The 18,733-nt window shown below is 57.8% G+C and carries 18 protein-coding genes, 1 tRNA gene and 2 pseudogenes; 6 read left to right on the top strand and 15 right to left on the bottom strand.

The genetic code is table 11. The annotated features are described in order from the left end of the window. Positions 1-17 precede the first annotated feature (17 nt). From LB462_RS20935 to LB462_RS20885, 11 genes are all read right to left on the bottom strand, one after another. On the bottom strand, positions 18-554 hold the full coding sequence (locus LB462_RS20935; RefSeq protein WP_224512022.1) for an NADH-quinone oxidoreductase subunit C: 537 nt from the start codon (positions 552-554) through the stop codon (positions 18-20). After that, positions 551-1,054 carry a NuoB/complex I 20 kDa subunit family protein gene (locus LB462_RS20930; protein ID WP_224512020.1) on the bottom strand — a complete coding sequence of 168 codons (504 nt, stop codon included), beginning with the start codon at positions 1,052-1,054 and terminating at the stop codon, positions 551-553. Before LB462_RS20930 ends, LB462_RS20935 begins: the two co-directional genes overlap by 4 nt. Continuing rightward, positions 1,042-1,410, bottom strand: coding sequence for an NADH-quinone oxidoreductase subunit A (locus tag LB462_RS20925; RefSeq protein WP_224512018.1), 369 nt, complete (start codon positions 1,408-1,410; stop codon positions 1,042-1,044). The genes LB462_RS20930 and LB462_RS20925 overlap by 13 nt, the downstream gene beginning before the upstream one ends. A 155-nt stretch (positions 1,411-1,565) precedes the next feature. Then, positions 1,566-3,005: an NADH-quinone oxidoreductase subunit N gene (locus LB462_RS20920; RefSeq protein WP_224512016.1), complete on the bottom strand. Its 1,440-nt coding sequence runs from the start codon at positions 3,003-3,005 to the stop codon at positions 1,566-1,568. Next, positions 3,002-4,477, bottom strand: a complete 1,476-nt coding sequence (locus LB462_RS20915) for an NADH-quinone oxidoreductase subunit M (RefSeq protein ID WP_224512013.1) — start codon at positions 4,475-4,477, stop codon at positions 3,002-3,004. The genes LB462_RS20920 and LB462_RS20915 overlap by 4 nt, the downstream gene beginning before the upstream one ends. Positions 4,478-4,485: 8 nt before the next feature. Continuing rightward, positions 4,486-6,246, bottom strand: coding sequence for a Na(+)/H(+) antiporter subunit D (locus LB462_RS20910; RefSeq protein WP_224512011.1), 1,761 nt, complete (start codon positions 6,244-6,246; stop codon positions 4,486-4,488). Then, positions 6,239-6,493 (bottom strand): hypothetical protein, encoded by a 255-nt coding sequence (locus LB462_RS20905; RefSeq protein ID WP_224512010.1) that lies wholly within the window; start codon positions 6,491-6,493, stop codon positions 6,239-6,241. Before LB462_RS20905 ends, LB462_RS20910 begins: the two co-directional genes overlap by 8 nt. After that, positions 6,490-7,953 (bottom strand): monovalent cation/H+ antiporter subunit D family protein, encoded by a 1,464-nt coding sequence (locus LB462_RS20900; RefSeq protein WP_224512008.1) that lies wholly within the window; start codon positions 7,951-7,953, stop codon positions 6,490-6,492. Before LB462_RS20900 ends, LB462_RS20905 begins: the two co-directional genes overlap by 4 nt. A 4-nt stretch (positions 7,954-7,957) precedes the next feature. Then, positions 7,958-8,260: an NADH-quinone oxidoreductase subunit NuoK gene (gene nuoK / locus LB462_RS20895; RefSeq protein WP_023800378.1), complete on the bottom strand. Its 303-nt coding sequence runs from the start codon at positions 8,258-8,260 to the stop codon at positions 7,958-7,960. Next, complete coding sequence (locus tag LB462_RS20890) at positions 8,260-8,760, bottom strand: NADH-quinone oxidoreductase subunit J (protein WP_224512006.1); 501 nt, start codon at positions 8,758-8,760, stop codon at positions 8,260-8,262. Before LB462_RS20890 ends, nuoK begins: the two co-directional genes overlap by 1 nt. Positions 8,761-9,271: 511 nt before the next feature. Continuing rightward, entirely contained in the window at positions 9,272-10,264 is a 993-nt protein-coding gene (locus LB462_RS20885; RefSeq protein WP_224512004.1) for an ornithine cyclodeaminase family protein, read from the bottom strand. A 138-nt stretch (positions 10,265-10,402) separates the two neighbouring features. On the opposite strand from LB462_RS20885, the gene LB462_RS20880 reads away from it, so the two are divergent. From LB462_RS20880 to LB462_RS20860, 5 genes and pseudogenes are all read left to right on the top strand, one after another. Further along, a complete protein-coding gene (locus tag LB462_RS20880; protein ID WP_224512002.1) occupies positions 10,403-10,864 on the top strand; it encodes an Lrp/AsnC ligand binding domain-containing protein in 462 nt (153 codons plus the stop codon). A 406-nt stretch (positions 10,865-11,270) separates the two neighbouring features. Then, positions 11,271-12,246: pseudogene (locus LB462_RS20875) on the top strand (L,D-transpeptidase family protein). Positions 12,247-12,491: 245 nt separating this feature from the next. Next, positions 12,492-13,463 (top strand): annotated as a pseudogene (ftsZ, locus tag LB462_RS20870) (cell division protein FtsZ); the annotation flags it as partial. 188 nt (positions 13,464-13,651) lie between these two features. Then, on the top strand, positions 13,652-13,972 hold the full coding sequence (locus tag LB462_RS20865; RefSeq protein WP_224511999.1) for a hypothetical protein: 321 nt from the start codon (positions 13,652-13,654) through the stop codon (positions 13,970-13,972). A gap of 296 nt (positions 13,973-14,268) precedes the next feature. Further along, a complete protein-coding gene (locus LB462_RS20860; RefSeq protein ID WP_224511997.1) occupies positions 14,269-14,823 on the top strand; it encodes an AAA family ATPase in 555 nt (184 codons plus the stop codon). Positions 14,824-15,302: 479 nt separating this feature from the next. On the opposite strand, the gene LB462_RS20855 is transcribed toward LB462_RS20860, so the two are convergent. Next, positions 15,303-15,378 (bottom strand) — tRNA-Phe (locus LB462_RS20855). Between the two features lie 189 nt (positions 15,379-15,567). Here LB462_RS20855 and LB462_RS20850 point away from each other — a divergent pair. Further along, positions 15,568-16,653: a Gfo/Idh/MocA family protein gene (locus LB462_RS20850; protein WP_224511995.1), complete on the top strand. Its 1,086-nt coding sequence runs from the start codon at positions 15,568-15,570 to the stop codon at positions 16,651-16,653. Here the strand turns inward: LB462_RS20850 and LB462_RS20845 are convergent. From LB462_RS20845 to LB462_RS20835, 3 genes are all read right to left on the bottom strand, one after another. Beyond that, complete coding sequence (locus tag LB462_RS20845; protein ID WP_224511993.1) at positions 16,650-17,789, bottom strand: Gfo/Idh/MocA family protein; 1,140 nt, start codon at positions 17,787-17,789, stop codon at positions 16,650-16,652. The genes LB462_RS20850 and LB462_RS20845 overlap by 4 nt on opposite strands. Positions 17,790-17,857: 68 nt before the next feature. Next, complete coding sequence (gene yacG, locus LB462_RS20840) at positions 17,858-18,064, bottom strand: DNA gyrase inhibitor YacG (protein WP_224511991.1); 207 nt, start codon at positions 18,062-18,064, stop codon at positions 17,858-17,860. Positions 18,065-18,078: 14 nt separating this feature from the next. Then, positions 18,079-18,705: a Maf-like protein gene (locus LB462_RS20835; protein ID WP_224511989.1), complete on the bottom strand. Its 627-nt coding sequence runs from the start codon at positions 18,703-18,705 to the stop codon at positions 18,079-18,081. Between the last annotated feature and the right edge of the window lie 28 nt (positions 18,706-18,733).

The raw sequence follows: 18,733 nt of genomic DNA, 5'->3' as shown, positions 1-18,733 counted from the left end.
CCGGTGAAGCGGCCTCCCTATGGAATGTTCTTGGTGGCGAGGTCGGGCTGCGTCGGCGGCGTGCCTTCGACACCAAACGGGTTCAGCTTGTCCTTGTAACCCCGGAGCGGAAAGTCCTTGCGTTGCGGAAAGCCCTCGAAGCCTTCCCACATGTAAATCCGGCGCAAGTCGGGGTGGCCCTCGAACCTTATCCCGTACATATCCCAGGCTTCACGCTCATGCCAGTTGGCGGTCCGCCAGACCCCTATCACCGACGGGACGCGCGGCGGATCGCCGAGCCGGGACTTGATGCGAACGCGCCATTTGTTCGGCAGGGAATAGAGGTGGTACACGGCCTCGAAGCGCGGCATCTCAGGGTAATGATCGACCCCGCATATGTCCGACAGGAAATTGAACCGGAGCGCCGGGTGTTCCTTGAGAAACCGGCAAAACTCGACGATCATTTCAGGCGGAGCGGCGAAGGAATGAACACCATGTGCAAAACCAAGATCGTCGATTGCCTCGCCGAAACGCTCCGTGATCGGGGCGCGATCGAGGGGCACCTCCATGCTCATCGCGCCGCAACCCTTTCCAGAGGAGTCCCCGCTAACGCCCGGGTTTTCTTGATCTTCTCCTGAAGCAGAAGGAAGCCATGCATAAGCGCCTCGGGCCGCGGCGGGCAGCCGGGCACATGCACGTCGACCGGCACGAAGGTCTCCGCCCCCTGCACCACGGCGTAGGTGTTGTAGACCCCGCCCGATATAGCGCACGTACCCATCGCGATAACCCAGCGCGGTTCCGGCATCTGGTCATAGAGACGGAGCACGACGGGAGCGAATTTCCGCGTCACGGTGCCAGCAATAATCATCACGTCGGATTGGCGCGGCGACGGCCGGAACACGACGCCAAACCGGTCGAGATCGTAGCGCGCACAACCCGCCGCAATCATTTCGATTGCGCAGCAGGCGATACCGAACGTCTCGGGCCACAGCGCCGACCTTCGGCTCCAGCTGATGACGCTGTCGGCCGTGGTGAACAGCACGCTGTCGCGGATCGTATTGTTTACGCCTCCCATTCCAGCGCTCCCTTCAGCCATGCGTATGCGAAGCCCACGACGAGCAGCAACATGAAGACGAACATCTCGACATAACCGACCAGCCCGATGTCTTTCAGGACAACGGCCCAGGGGAACAAGAACATCGTCTCGACATCGAAGACCACCAACAGGATCGCGAGGATGAAGAACTGCACTCTGAAACGGCCTCCGGCTGCCTCGCCCGCCGGGTCCATCCCACATTCATAGGGCATGTTCTTCGCGGGATAGGGATTGGACGGACGCAGTAGCGAGGAAACAAAAAGCGTCACGCCCGCCACCAGAACAATTCCAGCGACCATGAAAAGAACTGGCAGGAATTCCATTGCAGCTGTCATATCGCATCGCCCCGGTCATCCACCGAGGGCTTTGCTCAGGCCGCGACCGAATCCGCTCTGGACCGGTGATGCGGTCGCCCCGGGAAGTGACTTGGGCAGTCCTTTCCTGAATTGAAAGTGTATTCCGTCGGGCAGTTCATTGCAAATCCAATCGATCAGCCGCCAAATACCGACTGTTGAGCGAGTCTCAAAAACCACGCCGGGAATAGGCCAATGCCGATCGTGCCGGCGGCGGTGAAGGCGAGCGCGGCGCGGACCAATGGCGTCAGTGCCGGGTCGAACGCCCTCTCCGGCTCGCGCATGTAGATCACCATGACAATGCGGATGTAGAAATAAGCGGCGACGGCGCTCAGCAGCACTGCGATCACCGCGAGAATGACGAAGCCTCGCTCGACGAGCGCGACCAGCACGTAGAACTTGGCGAAGAACCCGGCCGTCGGCGGGATGCCGGCCAGCGAGAACAGATAGAGTAGCATCAGAAGCGCCAGCCCGGGATGCGGCTTGGCGAAACCGGAGTAATCTTCAATAACCTCGCCGGAGATGTTGCCGTTCCGCATCATGATGACGATGCTGAAAATGCCGAGATTCATGAAGGTGTAGATCAGCAGGTAAAGCATCACGCTGGCGATCCCATCCGCACCGCCAGCCACCACGCCGAAAATGGCGAATCCGGCATGGGCAATGCTTGAATAGGCCAGGAGGCGCTTGAAATTATCCTGCACCAGCGCCACGAAACTGCCGAGCGCCATCGTCACGACGGCAATGACCGCGACGACGATCCAAACGTCCGTTGCTGCGACCAGCGGATTGAGGAACACCCGCAGGATCACCGCGAACGCCGCCGCCTTGGGGCCCACTGACATAAAGGCGGTGACCGTCGTCGGCGCGCCTTCGTAGACGTCCGGCACCCACATATGAAACGGCACCGCGCCAACCTTGAAGACCAGCCCGGCGACGATGAAGACCACGGCCAGCAGCAATCCGGGATCGAGCGGATCGCCTGCCACGGCCGCAGCCATTCCATCCAGCTGCGTGGTGCCCGCAAGCCCATAGACCAGCGAAACGCCGTAGAGGAAAATCCCCGTCGAGACCGCACCAAGGATCACGTATTTCAGCGCCGCTTCGTTCGACCGCCGCTGCTGCCGCAGATAACCAGTCAGCACATAGGTGCATAGCACCATCAGTTCGAGGCCCACATAGATCGACAGGAGATCTGTCGCCGAGGCCATGATCATCATTCCCGAAAGCGCAAAAAGCAGCAGGACATAGTATTCGCTGCTGCCGATTCCTTCGACATCGGCGTATTTGGGCGAAAGGAGGAATGTCAGAACGGTCGCCAGGTAGAACATGACCTTGAAGAAGGCCGCGAAGCGGTCGGCAATGAACATGCCCGTGTAGGCTGGCCGCACCTCACTCGCCAGCATAAGCGTCCCTACGGCGGCAATCAGCACGATCGCGACAGAAGCCCAGACAAGGAAATGTTCCTGCCCTTTCCGCACAAACTGCCCCAGGATCAGCAGGATGCAGGCGCCAGTGACCACCACGATCTCGGGCAGGCTCGCAAGGATCGACTGAAGGAGGTCGGCGGCGGTCATTGGCCACCCCCTTTGGCGTGCACCTGCGCCAGCAAATGCTTCACCGAGGCGTCCATGATGTTGAGAAAGGGTTTGGGATAGAGACCGACCCAAAGCACGAAGACTGCCAGCGGCAGGATCGCAGTCATCTCGCGGGCGTTCACGTCGCGTATCTTGAACCGGGCGCCGACACTGGCCGGACCAAGCGCGACTTTCCTGTACATGCCGAGCAGATAAGCGGCGCCCAGCAATGCGCCCAAAACGGCAGCCGCACCGACGGCCAGGTTGGCAGCAAATCCTCCCGACAGCACCAGCAACTCGCCCACGAATGAATTCGTTCCCGGCAGCGCCATCGACGACAGCGTGAACAGCGCAAGAAACGTCGTATAAACCGGGGCCGCCTTCATCAACCCGCCATAATCGGCCATGCTGCGCGTATGTGTGCGCTCATAGATCAGGCCAACAAACAGGAACAACGCGCCCGTCGTCACGCCATGATTGAACATTTGCAGGATGCCGCCCTCGAGCCCGCGGAAGTTCAGCGCAAAAATCCCCAGCGTCACGAAGCCCATGTGACTGATGCTCGAATAGGCCACCAGCTTCTTCAGATCGTCCTGCGCCAGCGCAAGCAACCCGCCATAGACGATCGCAAGCGCCGACAGTACCAGCATCAGCGTCGAGTAATGCACCGACGCCTCCGGCAGCATCGGCAGCGAGAACCGCAGGAATCCGTAGGCGCCCATCTTCAGGAGCACGCCGGCGAGGATGATGCTACCCGCCGTCGGGGCCTGCACATGGGCGTCGGGCAGCCAGGTATGGACCGGGACCATCGGTACCTTGACCGCGAAGGCGAACAGGAAGGCGAAGAATAGCCAGGCCTGGACCTGGAATGGCAAATCCTGCGCTGTCAAGGCGAGTATGTCGAAGGTCTCGCCGCCGTGGAAATAGAGTACGATGACACCGATGAGGAACAGCAGGCTGCCCGCCAGTGTGTAGAGGAAGAATTTGAAGGCCGCATACACCCGGCCTTCGCCTCCCCAGACACCGATGATCAGATACATCGGGATTAGCATCGCCTCCCAGAAGACGTAAAACAGGAACAGGTCGAGCGCGCAGAACACCCCCAGCATCAGCGCCTGCATGACCAACAGACTGATCATGAACTCCTTAACCTTTCGGTCAATCGCGACCCATGAGGCGAGCACGCAAATCCAGCCTAGCAGCCCGGTCAGGAACACGAAGAGCGCGCTGATTCCGTCGATGCCGAGCGCATATGTGATCCCGAGCGCGGGCACCCACGGCCGCGTCTCGGTGAACTGCATTGCGTGGGTAGCGGTGTCAAAGCGGGCCAGCATAAGGATGCAGAGGGCGAGGTCGATGACGGTGACGGCCAGTGCCGTCCACCGCACCGCATTGTCGCTGCGCAGCAAGATCAGAACCGCTGCCCCCGCGGCGGGCGTGAAAACGATGAGACTAAGCAGCGGGAACGCCATTGCCCCCCCTACCGCCACGCCACGGCGAAGACGACGATGGCTGCGATCAACCCGACGATCATCGCCAGCACATAGTGGGTCACGACGCCGGTCTGGAGTCGTCGCAGTGCCCCGCCACCACGCAGGATCGAGCGGGCGACGCCGTTCACGACGGCGTCCACGCCGGCGACATCGATCCGCAGTCCCGTTCGTGCCGCCCCATGCAGGAAGGGCAGCACCGCGGTCTCGGAAACATTGCTCACCGCTTTCTCATAGCGCGCCAGCGGCTTCTCCGCGAGCCACATGAAATACTTCGCTCCCTTGCGGTAGAACCAGTCAGTGTCGATGCTGATTGTGTTCTCGGGGTCGAGGGACTTGAGGAAAAGCACGAACCCCAAGGCGGTGAACATCAGCACGCCGAGGCTCTCGGTAATATGGACGCCCGTATAGGGTTGGAAATCAACCGGATAGGGCAGCAATGCATAAAGCGGCTGGGGGAACACGCCAATCGCCATGCAGAGCACCGCCGCCATGCCCATCGCAACCAACATGTTGCGGGGAGGTTCCCGCGCCTCCAGCTTCTGGTCCGTGCCGAAGAACATGTAGTACGGGAGCTTGAGTCCGGTGTGCAGGAACGTCCCCGACGATGCCATCGTCAGTGCCAGCACCACCAGCGCGCGGTGATCCTGTCCGGCCGCGGCCACCACCATCGACTTCGTGACGAAGCCCGAGAAGAATGGAAATGCCGAAATCGCGAAGGCGCCGACCATGTAGAGCGCGACAGTAAGCGGCATGGTCCTGTAGAGTCCGCCGAGCTCGGTGAGCTTTCGCCGCCCGGTGACGTAGATCACCGCCCCCGCCCCCATGAACAGCAGCGACTTGTATAGGATATGCGCGAAGGCATGGCTTGCGGCCCCGTTCACCGCCATTTCGGTCCCGATCCCGATCCCCGCCACCATGTAGCCCACCTGGCTGACGATGTGATAGGCCAGGAGCCGTCGGCAGTCGTTCTCCAGCACTGCGTAGATGACACCATAGAGCGCCATGATGGCGCCGAGCCAAACCAACAGCTCGGTCCCCGGAAACGCCCGCGCCAGTACATAGACGGCAGTCTTCGTGGTAAAGGCGCTCATGAACACGGCCCCGGTGACGGTCGCCTCCGGGTAGGCGTCCGTTAGCCATGCGTTGAGCGGCGGCACTGCGGCGTTGAGGGTGAACCCGGCAAGGATCAGGTAGGCGGCGGCGCCCATTTCGCCCTCAATCGGACCGAAGAGCAGCGAACCGGTGGCGACTCCGTGGAGAATGATGCCACCAAGCAGAACGACGCCGCCGGTGATGTGGACCATGAGGTAGCGGAAGCCCGCGGCGACCGCCTTCCGGCCGCCTTGGGCGAAGACCAGATAGGCAGAAGCAAACGCCATACCTTCCCAGAACAGGAACAGTGTCAGGTAGTCACCGGCGAATACCACGCCGAGTGCACTGCCGACGTAGATGAATGCAGCCACATGCTGCCCGGCATGCGTTAGATGCAACGCGTAGACCATCCCGATCAGCGCCATGATGGTGAAAACGGTAGCGAAGACGATACTCAGCTTGTCCACCTTCGCGACCAGGATTTCCTGCCCGATGATTTGCGCAGCGCCGTAGTTGCCCGGCTGTATCGTGAGCACGACGACGATGGCCAGCGCCGGGATCAAAAGCAGGTACGCCTTGCCGATTGGCCCTCTCAGGAAGGGGATCGGCAAGGCGCCGAGAATAAACAGCAGCGTGGGATGGACAAAGTCAGTCATAGTAGTCCTCGCGCCGCATAATCCCACACTGATGGCCAAGGAACTTGGAAACGAAAATCAGCAGCACGCAGGAGCCGAAGCCGTAGACCGCCGACCAGCCCGGCAGGCGGTCCCACAGGTATTCGGCATGTTCGCGGGGGACCAGAAAATCGGCGATGACGACCAGAACGAGCACCAGATAGAACAGCCGGCGTCGCTGGCTCGCGTATCTTTCGTCACCAAAGAAATCAACCGCGCGTTTTATCATCTGACAACTCCTTGCGCCAGGGCGAGAAAATAGTCGGGGAAGATGCCCATCAACACCGACAGGATGGCCGTCGCGACCAGCGGGACCGTCATCATCGGAATTTCGCGAACAGTCGCCGGGCTTTCCTGAGACGACGTCCCGAAAAAAGCGACATAGCTGACCGGCAGAAAGTAGGCGGCGTTCAGGACCGAGCTCACCAGGAGCACGATCAGGAACGCAATATCCCCCGCCTCCACAGAACCCAGCGCCAGATACCACTTGCTGACGAAGCCGGCGGTCGGCGGCACTCCAATCATGCTGAGGGAGCCGACAAAGAACGCCCCCATCGTCCAGGGCAGCCTTCGGCCAATACCGGCCATGTCGCTGATGTTCCGCTTGCCAGACGCGCAGTAGATCGACCCGGCACAGAAAAAGAGCGTGATCTTGGAGAACGCATGAGCTGCAATGTGGATGATCCCGCCGACCATCGCGACCGGTGACAGGAGAACAGCGCCCAACACGATGTAGGAGAGCTGGCTGACCGTCGAATAGGCGAGCCTCGCCTTCAGGTCGTCGCGCGTCAGGGCGTAGATCGATGCCATCAGGATTGTGAACGATGCAAGATAGGCCGTGGCGATGCCGAGGCCGAGGCCGTCCACGAGCCCTGTGCCAAAGATGTGAAACACCACGCGAAGCACGCAGAACACGCCCATCTTGACAACCGCAACCGCATGCAGGAGCGCACTGACCGGAGTCGGCGCCACCATCGCGGCAGGCAGCCAGGCATGCATCGGCATCACCGCAGCCTTGGCGAAGCCGAAGAGATAGCAGAAATAGACGACCGTCAACAGTGCCGGCGAGGCATTGATGCCAGCCAGCAGCCCGCCGGCCACAAAGTCGAGCGTCCCCGCAATGTGGTAGGTCAGCGCCAGCGCGGCGAGAAGCACACTCTTCGACGCCCCCATCAAATAGACCAGGTATTTGCGGCTGCCCGCCCATCCTTCTTCGTCTTCGTGGTGGTAAACGAGCGGATAGGTAACGAGGCTGAGCACCTCGTAGAAGATCACCAGCGTGAAAAGGTTGGCGGAGAAAGCACCCCCGACGGCCGCCGCGAGGCTAGTGGCAAAGCAAGCGAAGAATCGGGTCTGCGCGTGCTCGTTCAAGTGCCGCATGTAGCCGATGGAATAGATCGCCGCCACGATCCACAGCAGCGACGAGACCGTGGCGAACACCATGCCAAGCGCATCGACCCGGAAGGCGAAGTCTATCCCTGGCAGAATCTCGAACAGGTGTAAATCGATCGTCCCACCTGCCAGCACGGTGGGCGCCATCGAGACGACAATCGCGAACATGGCAATCGCGGCCAATGGCGAGACGACATCGCGGAGTTTCTCGCGGTTGTTCAGAAGGAGAATTGCAAGGGCCGCCAGACCTGCGACAGCGACGGCAAGCAACGGCCGGATGGATGTCACCGGGTCCAAGCCGCTATCCCTTCATCATGGTCACGTCGTCGACCTTGAGGGTGGACTTGTTCCTCACGAGGGCGACCAGGATGCCGAGGGCGACGGCAACCTCCGCCGCGGTGATTGCGATGACGAAAATCGCGAAGATCTGTCCGCGGAAATCGTCGTAGTAACGCCCGAAAGCGATGAAGTTGATGTTGACCGAATTGAGCAGCAGTTCGAGCGACATCAGCACGACCAGAATATTGCGCCTGAGCAGCACGCCCGCTGCTCCTATCACGAACAGAACCACTCCGAGCAAAATGTACCACCAGAGCGGAACCATTACCCCGACTCCTTCCGTGCCAGCACGATGGCGCCGACCAGAGCCGCCAGCAGGATGACGGAGGCAACTTCAAACGGCAGGAGATAGTCGGCGAAAAGTGTTGTGCTGAGCTGCCTGATATTATCGCCGCCGCCCATAGCTGCAGGCTCCGCGACCGCAAAGCGGTCACTCCAGAGCACCAGGGCAACCATCTCGCACCCAAGCAAGGCGACCAGCACCAGAGCCGGCAGGTTGCCGCCCGGCACGAACCGTTGCAACACGGCTTCGCGCACATCGATCATCATGATCACGAACAGGAACAAGACCATGATCGCGCCGACATAGACGAAGATCTGGATGACCGCGAGAAACGGCGCTTCAAGCAGGACGAAGATTGCCGATATCTGCAGGAAGCACGCCATCAGCGCCAATGCGCTGTGAACCGGATTCCGCGCCAAGACCACCGCCAGGGCCGTGATCACGGACACCGTAGCGAACAGAAGAAAGAACCCCTGATCCATCGACGCCGAGCCTCCAACACGAACTGTCACTCGGCGCGAGACGGGCGTATTTGAAACAGCGCCGCACTTCAGATGCGTTCACAAATTGTGCCCTAGTATCGGATTTTTCACAAGATTATTGTCATCGGCGGAGTAAATAGACGACCTAAAGCGCAAGCTTTGCCCTGACTTCAAGAGCTCGTCCGAATGAACGAGACGGTGCTTAGAACCAGCCTTTCGGACCATTACACTTTTATATGGAATTTGTCCGAACTGACTAGCGCCAGAATGCGATCTTCACCTTCGCCAGACTACTTCGATGATGCGCGTGGTAACCGACCGCAGGTCAATTCCAGGCAACTTTGGTGAAAACTTCTAAGCGTTTGTTCAAAGTCGGTTCCCACGGATAAACGTTCGTTTGAAAATGCCGATATCAGCGGATCTTCCACCGAGCCCGATTGGTTCATAAGATTTCTACAATCACTCTTTAGAGCATATCGGGATGAGTGATTTCCAGTGAGCGCCTTGAATTCTAGAGAGAAATAGCTTGGCCCAGACCTAGGCGTTTGGCCTCGCGGTAAGCGAGGTCGGCTGCCACCATATCCTCCATGGCGACGCCCATGGCTTTGTAGATCGTGATCTGCTGATCTGACGTCCGACCTGGTCGCAGTCCCAGCAACATCGCACCAAGATCGGTGCCTGCCTCCGGATCGATATTTGCAAGTTCGCAACAACCCACGGGTGTTGGCGAGAAGGCGTCCCGCGTTTCAACGAAGAGCTTGCCGCGAGCGATCAAATCGATCGGAAGTTCGCCGCCGGGTGGCGCAACACCAACCGAGGACACGTGCGTTCCTGGTTGAACCCATTCTGCGGATATCGCGGGAACGTAGGAGTGCGTTGCGAGGCACACGACATCTGAAGAGCGTACCGCGGCCTCGAGGTCCTCGACGGCTGTGATACCTGAATGACGTGACGACAGAGCCTGCACATCAGCAAAATCCTTCGAGAAAACTCGGATTTCCTGGAAATCTCGAACTAGTGGCAACAGGTGAAGGTGCTGGCTAGCTTGAACGCCAGCGCCCACTACGGTCGCGACCTTGGCATTACGCCTGGCGAGCTCTCGCACTGAGAGGACAGCCGAGCCAGACGTGCGTACGGCCGTGATATAGGTGCCATCCATAATGCAAACAGGCATTCCTGTTTCTGGATCGAAGAGATGTATTGTTGCGAGGTGACTTGGGATGCCCCGGGCGATATTGCCTTCGAACACGTTGACCAGTTTTACGGTCAAATGCATGCCCTTTATCCAGGCCGGCATGGCCAACGAATAGCCTGCATTCGGAATATCGAGTTGTGGCCGCGCTGGGTTGACGACTCGATCTTCGGAAAGCGCTTTGAACCCGTCCGCTAGCGCATCTAGCAGCTTGCGCAGGTCGATACATTGTTTGATCTCCGCTTCGCTCAGCGAGAGAATCTTGATCTCACCCTTTGTGTGATTGCTCGAGGCAGGTTGTGTACTGTCCATGATGTTGCCTGCCTTCGTTCCGGTTATGCGTTTAGTGCTTTCCAAGCATATTGAGCAAACCGGCGTGATGAAATATAGTGATTTCGATCTCTTTGCGTGATTATCACGCATTCAGACCGGGGAAAGTGTGAATCCAAAATGAACGATCTGGACCGTATCGACCGGATGTTGCTCGGGCTATTGCAAGAAGACGGTCGCCGGACCGTACTTGACCTCGCCGAACGCGTTGGACTGTCACCGACCGGCGCATCACAGCGCATCAAGCGGCTTTTCAGTGAAGGCTTTATCCGCGCCGTGCGGGCTGTGCTGGAGCCCTCAAAGATTGGACGCGGCACTCTCGTCTTTGTCGAGGTAAGACTCGATCACACCGCGCCGCACGTCTTCGACCGCTTTGCAGAGGCTGTTGCGAAGGCACCCGAAATCATCGAATGCCATATGGTGATTGGTGGATTCGACTACCTGGTCAAAGCACGAATAGCTGACATGGCGACGTTTCAGGAATTCCTGCAGCGGGTCATTCTGCCGCTTCCTGGTGTCAGGGAAACGCACACTTACGCATCAATCGGTGATGTGAAGCCTGACGCATTGTTGCCGCTATGACGCCTCCGGTTTTCTGGCCGGTTGAAGCTGAAATATCTCGGTCAAGACGGAGTTTTCGGCATGAAGCCGTCATAACGTATCGCCTTAAAGGGTTTCGAATGTGCGGTTCCAGTCGAGACAGATTTTCAAAGCACGGACGTAGCAATTGAAGATTTGTGCCCGTGGGAGATGCGAGAAGTCGATGACCTGAATGGGCACGGGATGGACCCGATCCGAATAGGTAAAACCAGAACAGATCTTGTAACCCACAGCCCGCGAACAAGATCTGGAGCCAATCCGCGAATCACTAGCGGTCTCTCGAAATGCCGCAATCAAAGGCCTCACAGAAGAGCGTATTTGATCACACGCTCACACAGACGAACGATTATTGTTGGAACATCTTCATCGCAATTCCATTTGAGCGGACATGAGAATACTCGTTGGAATGTCCACGTTCTTTCTGCTCGTTTCCGTCATCGTCGCTGAAGCTGCAGAGGTCGAACCCGACGCGATCAATTCTGCATCCCTGTCCGCAATCCCGGCGGAACGCGCTTCGAAACCATCGACGGATCCCGATCCTGCGATCGTCCGCCTTCAGGTTCTCCTCGACCGTGCGGGTACATCGCCGGACGTGATCGACGGCATTTATGGAAAGAACGCTACCAAGGCGGTGGCCAGTTTCGAAAAGATGACGGGGATGCCCGGGACGGCACAATCGACCCCGATGTAATCAGCAGGCTGGAGACGGGTGGCCCGATTATCGGCACCTACACGGTCACGGCGGACGACGCGAAAGGCCTCGTGGACCATATTCCCGCAGACTACGGTGAAAAGGCGAAGATGCCCAGCTTGGGTTACACCAGCGTCGCCGAAAGGCTTTCAGAGCGTTTCCACATGCATATCGACTTGCTGACTGCGCTTAATCCAAGTTCGGATTTCGTCCCTGGCGAGACAGTCCAAGTAGCGATACCGGGTCCCGCGCGCCAAGGAAATGTGGCCCGCATCGAAGCCGACAAGACGGCTGGACAGGTCACGGCTTACGATAATCGCGATGTCATTTTAGCGGCGTATCCCGCGACAGTTGGCAGCGAGGACAATCCTTCTCCAGGGGGAACGCACAGGGTGAAGGGCGTCGCGCGGATGCCCGTCTTTAGGTACAATCCAAAGGTCAACTTTAAGCAAGGGAAGAATGACAAGGTCCTCACCGTTCCCAAGGGCCCAATGGGCCGGTCGGAAGTGTCTGGATCGATCTAACCGAGCCAACCTATGGCATTCATGGAACGCCCGATCCCGAGCTTATCAACAAAGTCGGGTCGCATGGCTGCGTTTGCCTGACGAACTGGGACGCCGAGGAGCTAGCTGGAATGGTGAAGCCGGGCGTCGTTGTCCGGTTCGTCAACTAAAGGTATCGGCCGCCGTGTTCCGATCAGCCTTGAGTGATGTCAGAAAGTGGTCGTCTGGCGTGCGATGGTGGTTTCTTTTCTGCAAGACTATAGTGGGGCCGAGCCAACGGTTGCGTCAACGACGCTTGTCTGATTCATATCCCTTGCTCGGGATGAGCTGATTTGATTCGTTTTCGGTATTTCATCCGGCAATCCCATCCCGTGCCAACTATGCCAGTTCGCTGCAGGCAAGGAAGGACAAAGTGATGTCGAGCAACCCCAAGCATCCGGAAATCACCGAAATGAAGCCAAATATAACTGTGATTGGTGTCGGCGGTGGTGGCGGCAATGCCGTCAACAACATGATCCGCGAGGGGCTTCAGGGAACGGAATTCGTGGTCGCGAATACCGATGCCCAGGCACTGACCATGTCGAAGGCCGGCCGCTTGATACAGCTCGGTGTGAATGTAACGCAAGGCCTTGGAGCCGGATCGCAAGCGGACATCGGGAGAGCCGCGGCTGAGGAAAGCATCGACGAGATCATGGACCATCTCAACGGAACCCATATGTGTTTCGTAACCGCCGGTATGGGCGGTGGAACTGGGACAGGAGCTGCTCCCGTGATCGCACGAGCAGCACGCGACGCCGGCATATTGACGGTGGCTGTCGTGACGAAGCCATTCAATTTTGAAGGGACCCGCCGCATGAAGTTCGCAGAGGACGGGCTCGAATTGCTGCAAGACAGCGCCGATACGCTCATCGTCATCCCAAACCAGAATCTTTTCCGCGTTGCAGATGCGTCGACCACGTTCGCTGATGCTTTCGCAACTGCGGACCGCGTACTTTATTCCGGTGTTGCCTGCATAACAGATCTGATGGTCCGCGAAGGGCTAATCAATCTGGACTTTGCCGATGTTCGGGCGGTGATGCGCGACATGGGCCGCGCCATGATGGGTACCGGGCAGAGCTCAGGTACTGGCAGAGCGATCGCAGCGGCCGAAGCGGCCATTGCAAATCCGTTACTTGATGTCGCTTCGATGAAAGGAGCCAAGGGGGTCCTGGTTTCCATTTCTGGCGGACGGGATATGACCCTGTTCGAAGTTGATGAGGCGGCCACGCGGATCCGCGAGGAAGTAGACGACGAAGCCAATATCATTCTGGGAGCCACGTTCGACAATGCTCTTGAAGGAACATTCCGGGTTTCGGTTGTTGCTACCGGCATCGATCCTGTTGATGGCGCAGACACAGTAAGTGCGTTTGGTAGTGGCAATGGGAACGTTTCGTTCTTGCCACGGCGCGCGCTGTAGCACTGTAAGTGACCGCGTCCAGTCCGCTTCTCGCTAGTGGATCGAATGGTTCTCCCCTGTGCGGCTCGTTTTGTAGTGTCTCAGTTTGACGTTTGTGACAATCCTCAAGGTTCTAGATCATGGCCATCGATTGGGTTTCAACGCTGCAGGAGCAAGCGGACTTCGCCAAGCAGATCGCCGACGATGTTACACAAACGCGAGAGATCGCTGATTTGAGCGCTGCGCAGGCGGCCAGGCTTTACCGCGTGGTCGAGCAAGGAGCTCAGACCTTTGATCGCATCATCGAAGAAATGGAACAGCACGACATCGACGACGACCTTACCCAAGCGGCCGAGCCGATAGCCGACATATGGACCAACCTGTCCGTCACGACTGCGAACAAGCTTCGTGTCATGCAGGGTCTGGCACCGATTGAGTTTCCACCAAAGATCACTGAATAGGGGCGAGCCGACTGATACGCTGCAGAGGTGATGTCCGATGAAATGAGATATCCTTTCAGGAGAAAGGTATCATGCCAATTCCGAGACCGCACTGTTCTAGAAATCATCCCGAGCGTTTTGATGCATGCCAGTTGGCGATTGAGAACAAACTGATAGAACTGGTCGGCCAAGCGTCCGACGTAGGCTGGCACAGGGATGAGATACTGTCGGCCATTATCGAAATAGCCGACAACCTATCCTTGGCGCGGCGTGACGAAACCAGTTGTCGAAATTGATAAAGAAAAAGGATGTGTGAATTGGCTGACGCCAATGATCATCCCGCGCGTCTTATCGTTGTTGTCGTATTCAGCCGAGCGGACAATGGGCAACTTGTGCCTGCTTACGATCCGATGCAATTCGATACCCCGGAAGACGCCACTCGAATGGCGCGCTATCTCGCGCTAAAATGTACGGGCGTCACTGGCGAGAGCCAATCCGAGGGCCGCTTCGAGGCGCTCCATGGGATGCGGTTCACGTCGCTCGTCGGCCGCCAGCAGGAAATGGCCTTGCTTCACGAATGCTGGCAGCGGGCCAAGGATGGCATGGGTCAGGTAGCGCTGATGTCGGGCGAGCCGGGCATCGGCAAGTCGCGCATCGCGGTCGCCCTGCACGAGCGGCTCCGTGGCACGGGGAAGGCGGAGCACAAGAACGGGAATTGTCGGCGCAATATCGCGGCTGGGCCGAAGCTCTGCAATTCACGCACCCCTATTTGTCCTCATCCTTGCCCGTTGACATGGCGAAAACATACGAGAGAGAGGCCGAGCGTGAGGACGCCGAAGCGAGCATCCGCCGACGACTTCGTCACTGAATAAAGCCGAGTGGTTCTCTAACAGCCCCGTTTCGGGCCGAAAGCGTGAGATTGCCCTCTCCGAAACGCGCCATGAGCAGCCATTAATGTCGAAATAATGGTGCGGATAGAGGTCATCCCTATTTCGTGGATGATTGACTGTCCGCAACCGGCCAACCAACCGACCAGCAATGGTGGGTATATCCCGATTGCACCGAATCGTTAAGAGCTTGTTTTCAAATGATAACTATGGATGTCTGGCGGAGAGGAAGTCGGCCGTCTGCATTGATAACGGTGACGACCGACTACAGTTGCCCGCGTTGTACCCACGATTCGGTTGAGTTGAAGCACAGTCAACCTCTAACTGTTCACCACGACGGGCTTCGATAATTTGAATAATCACAAATATGTGTGACATCATCAATTTGAGGTGGATTGATAGGTGGATTGGAATCTTATAGAACATCAAAAATCCAATAAAATCAATCACCTACCTAAGAGAAGTGGTGCCCAGACGCGGATTCGAACCACGGACACGCGGATTTTCAATCCGCTGCTCTACCAACTGAGCTATCTGGGCACTTCGTGGCGTTTCCGTTATCCGGCAAGCCTTGTCGACGGGTTGGTTTTCCGTCAGAAGCGCGTGGGTTATAACACTAAAAATCGTGCTGTCCAGCATCAACTCGCGAATTTTTTGCCGTTTTTCTGCCTCTTGCAAAGGGCATGCATTGGTGCGTTTGTTGAGGCTTGTAGACGGGATTCGTATTGCATGGATGAAACGGGGGAGAAGACAACCAAAGACCGGGTCTTTGGTTGGGGGATTATTGGCAGCGGCGAAATTGCCCGGCGATTTGCGTCGGACTTGATGCTCGTGCCGGATGCCGCGCTTATTGCTAATCACTCTCGGAGTGCGCCCAACGCACAGGAGTTCCGTAGTGCTTTTGGCAGCCGCCGCGCTTATTCGGATCTCGATTCGTTTTTGAGCGACCCGTCCATCGATGCAGTCTACATTGCGACGCCGAATTCCCTGCACCTGGCGCAGGCGCTGAAGGCCATACGAGCCGGCAAGGCAATCCTTGCGGAAAAGCCCCTCGCCCCCTCGCATACGGAAGCCTCTGTCATCCAGCGGGAAGCAGCGCGGGTGAATGTCTTTGCCATGGAAGCGATGTGGACGCGGTTCCTGCCGGCCATAGTTGCAGCTAAAGCGAATATCGATGCGGGCGAGATCGGCGCTATTCGCAAGATAACGGCGGAACTGGCCTATGCACACCAGTATGATCCAGAAAGTCGCTATTTCAGCCGATCGCTTGGCGGCGGCGCCAGTCTCGACCTCGGTATCTATTGCGTATCGCTCGCTATGTACTTTCTAGGCCAGCCACAGAAGGTTTCAGGCCTCTGGTACCCTGCGCCGAATGGCGTCGACATGAGTTCGGAGATAACGCTGCATTACGACGAAGCGGAAGCGCAACTCACGAGCGGGTTCGACCGTGATGGTGCAAACCATTTCGTCATCGAAGGCACAAAAGGTGTTCTCCGGTTGGATGCGCCCTTCCTGAAGGCGCAGCGACTGACGGTCTATCACGGCTTCGCGCAGGGCGCGCCCTTTGGCCCGCTGCAAGGGCCATCCGGGCTTGTCGGCAAAATACTCGATCGACTTCCACTGCCCGGACGAAGGGTGGAAGACTATCCCTTCAAGGGCAATGGCTTACAATTCGAAGCGATGGCTATGATGGACGCGATGGGTAAAAACGAAAAAACCTCGACGGTCATGCCGCTTTCAGACAGCATCAACGCCCTGCGCGCCATCAACATCGTCTTGGCGCAACCAGCGACAACGCGCATCATCAAGCTCTAGAAAGTGCTTCGCATCTTGTAAGGCTGGGGCAGCGAACCGGCGTTGTTCAACGCGAGCGCCAACTCGGTGATGTGAAGCGCAGCCTTGCCCGACGAAAACAGCGGCGTGCCTTGTTCGATGGCGTCAGCCTGCGCGGCAATGCCCCCAGCAAAATCGATCTGCGATGGATAAGCCGGGAGCTTTGCACGTCTTGCCGAATTGTCATAAGCGAGTTTGCGTCCCGGCAATGGCTTCCAGTGCAGGAAGCGCTTGAGATGCACTTCCATAAGATCGACAACCTTGGTGCGTAGCGTCCGGCCTTCTGCGGCAGTTTCAAGATAGATTGCTGATCGGTGATCCCAAAGATCCTCCGCCGTCAGTGTTCCCCTATCACCGAGAATCATCAACGATCGGTCGCGCGGCGCCGCAAGACCGCAGGTGAGACGAGCGATGACACCCGAATGAAACTGCAGGCAACCAACGGAAAAATCGGGCGCCATCTTGATTGCCCCGGTTCCAGGTCCCTTGTCCGGAAATGTGAGCGTCGAGAATGCGGCAAGGCTTTCGACAGGACCAAACAAAGAAACCAGCCAAGATAGCGCATAACCGGCGTGTTCGAGCGTACTGCCTATTTCGAACTCATGCAGACCGGGCCACCGCGCACCCGAAACGGAACGCCATCCCTGCCAATTGGCGCGGAAAACCGGACCGTCCTCTATCTGGGCATAGATCAGCCGTGGTTTACCGATATCGTCAAGCGACTTGGCGACGAGCCTGTACGCGTCGCTCATGGCGTTGGCTGGTGCTGATGCCAGGATAAGATCAAGGCGTTCGGCAAGCGCTACCAGTTCTGCCGCTTCTTGGTAGCGCATGGCAAGCGGCTTTTCGCAATAGACATGTTTGCCTGCTTCCAACGCCCGTTTCGAGAGCAAGTAATGGTTTTCGGGTGTCGTCAGATTCACAAGGATACTAACTTCGTTGTCAGCGAGGATTGCTTCGAAGTCTGGATAGGTCGCGACCTTATAGTAATCGGCAAACTGTTTCAGGCGGGCTGGATCACGGTCATAGACGCCACCCAGCATAAGTTGCGGATGGTTGACGAGCGTCGTCATATAATAATCGGCAACGAAGCCGGTGCCGATGATCGCAATCTTCATGGAGCGTTCCTGTCCTGACCAGGGCAGAAATTAGCGGCATCAAATGAAAAGAACGTGAAGCGGCTCAGCTATTCCTGCTCGTCGTCGCTGTCGTCCGCACTTTCGACGGCTGGTAACACATAGGCTCCGGTCAGCCAGCGACTGAGATCGATGTTGCGGCAGCGTGCCGAACAAAAGGGATAATGTTCCCGTTGCGAAGGGCGCTTGCATTCCGGGCAAGGTCGCGTTGGCCGCAAGGGCGTCACGTTTGCCGTGCTTTTCTTGGTCTCAGTCAATGGATCAGTTCCGTTTAACGTCCTGAAGATTGCCAGTTGGCATAGACCGGATAGCCTTCACCATGTAGAAGGCTGGCAGTCTCGTAGAGCGGCAGTCCAACGACATTACTATAGGAGCCAACCAGCTTGACGACAAAGCCGCCTGCAAGTCCCTGGATCGCATATCCGCCGGCCTTGCCGCGCCATTCACCAGAAGCAAGATAGCTCTCCAGTTCCTCGCGCGAAAGACGTTTAAAGCGCACGCGGGTTTCGACCAGATCCTGACGCTGCTTGCCTTTGGGTGTGATGAGACACAGCCCAGTATAGACGCGATGGGAACGGCCTGAGAGTAATCGGAGACACGCAGTCGCATCGTCGAGGATTTCCGCTTTTGGCAGAATGCGGCGGCCAACCGCGACAACCGTATCGGCGGCCATGATATAGGTGTCGCCGAAATCCGTATCGTTCTTCAGTTCGTCTGCGATTTTCTCTGCCTTCAGGCGGCACAGACGACGCGCGAGCGAGCGCGGATGTTCGGCCCGCAGCGGGGATTCGTCGACATCCGCAGGTAGCAGACGATCCGGCTCGATACCGATCTGGCCCAGCAGCGCCAGACGGCGCGGCGAGCCCGATGCAAGAACGAATTTGTGCTGGTCGCTCATTGACGTCGAATATCCTGCGGAACGCGGA

Source organism: Phyllobacterium chamaecytisi (genome assembly GCF_020164455.1).
In the GTDB taxonomy this organism is placed as follows: domain Bacteria; phylum Pseudomonadota; class Alphaproteobacteria; order Rhizobiales; family Rhizobiaceae; genus Phyllobacterium; species Phyllobacterium chamaecytisi.
The sequence above is the reverse complement of the archived record's forward strand: the minus strand, read 5'-3'. Positions and strand labels throughout refer to the sequence as shown.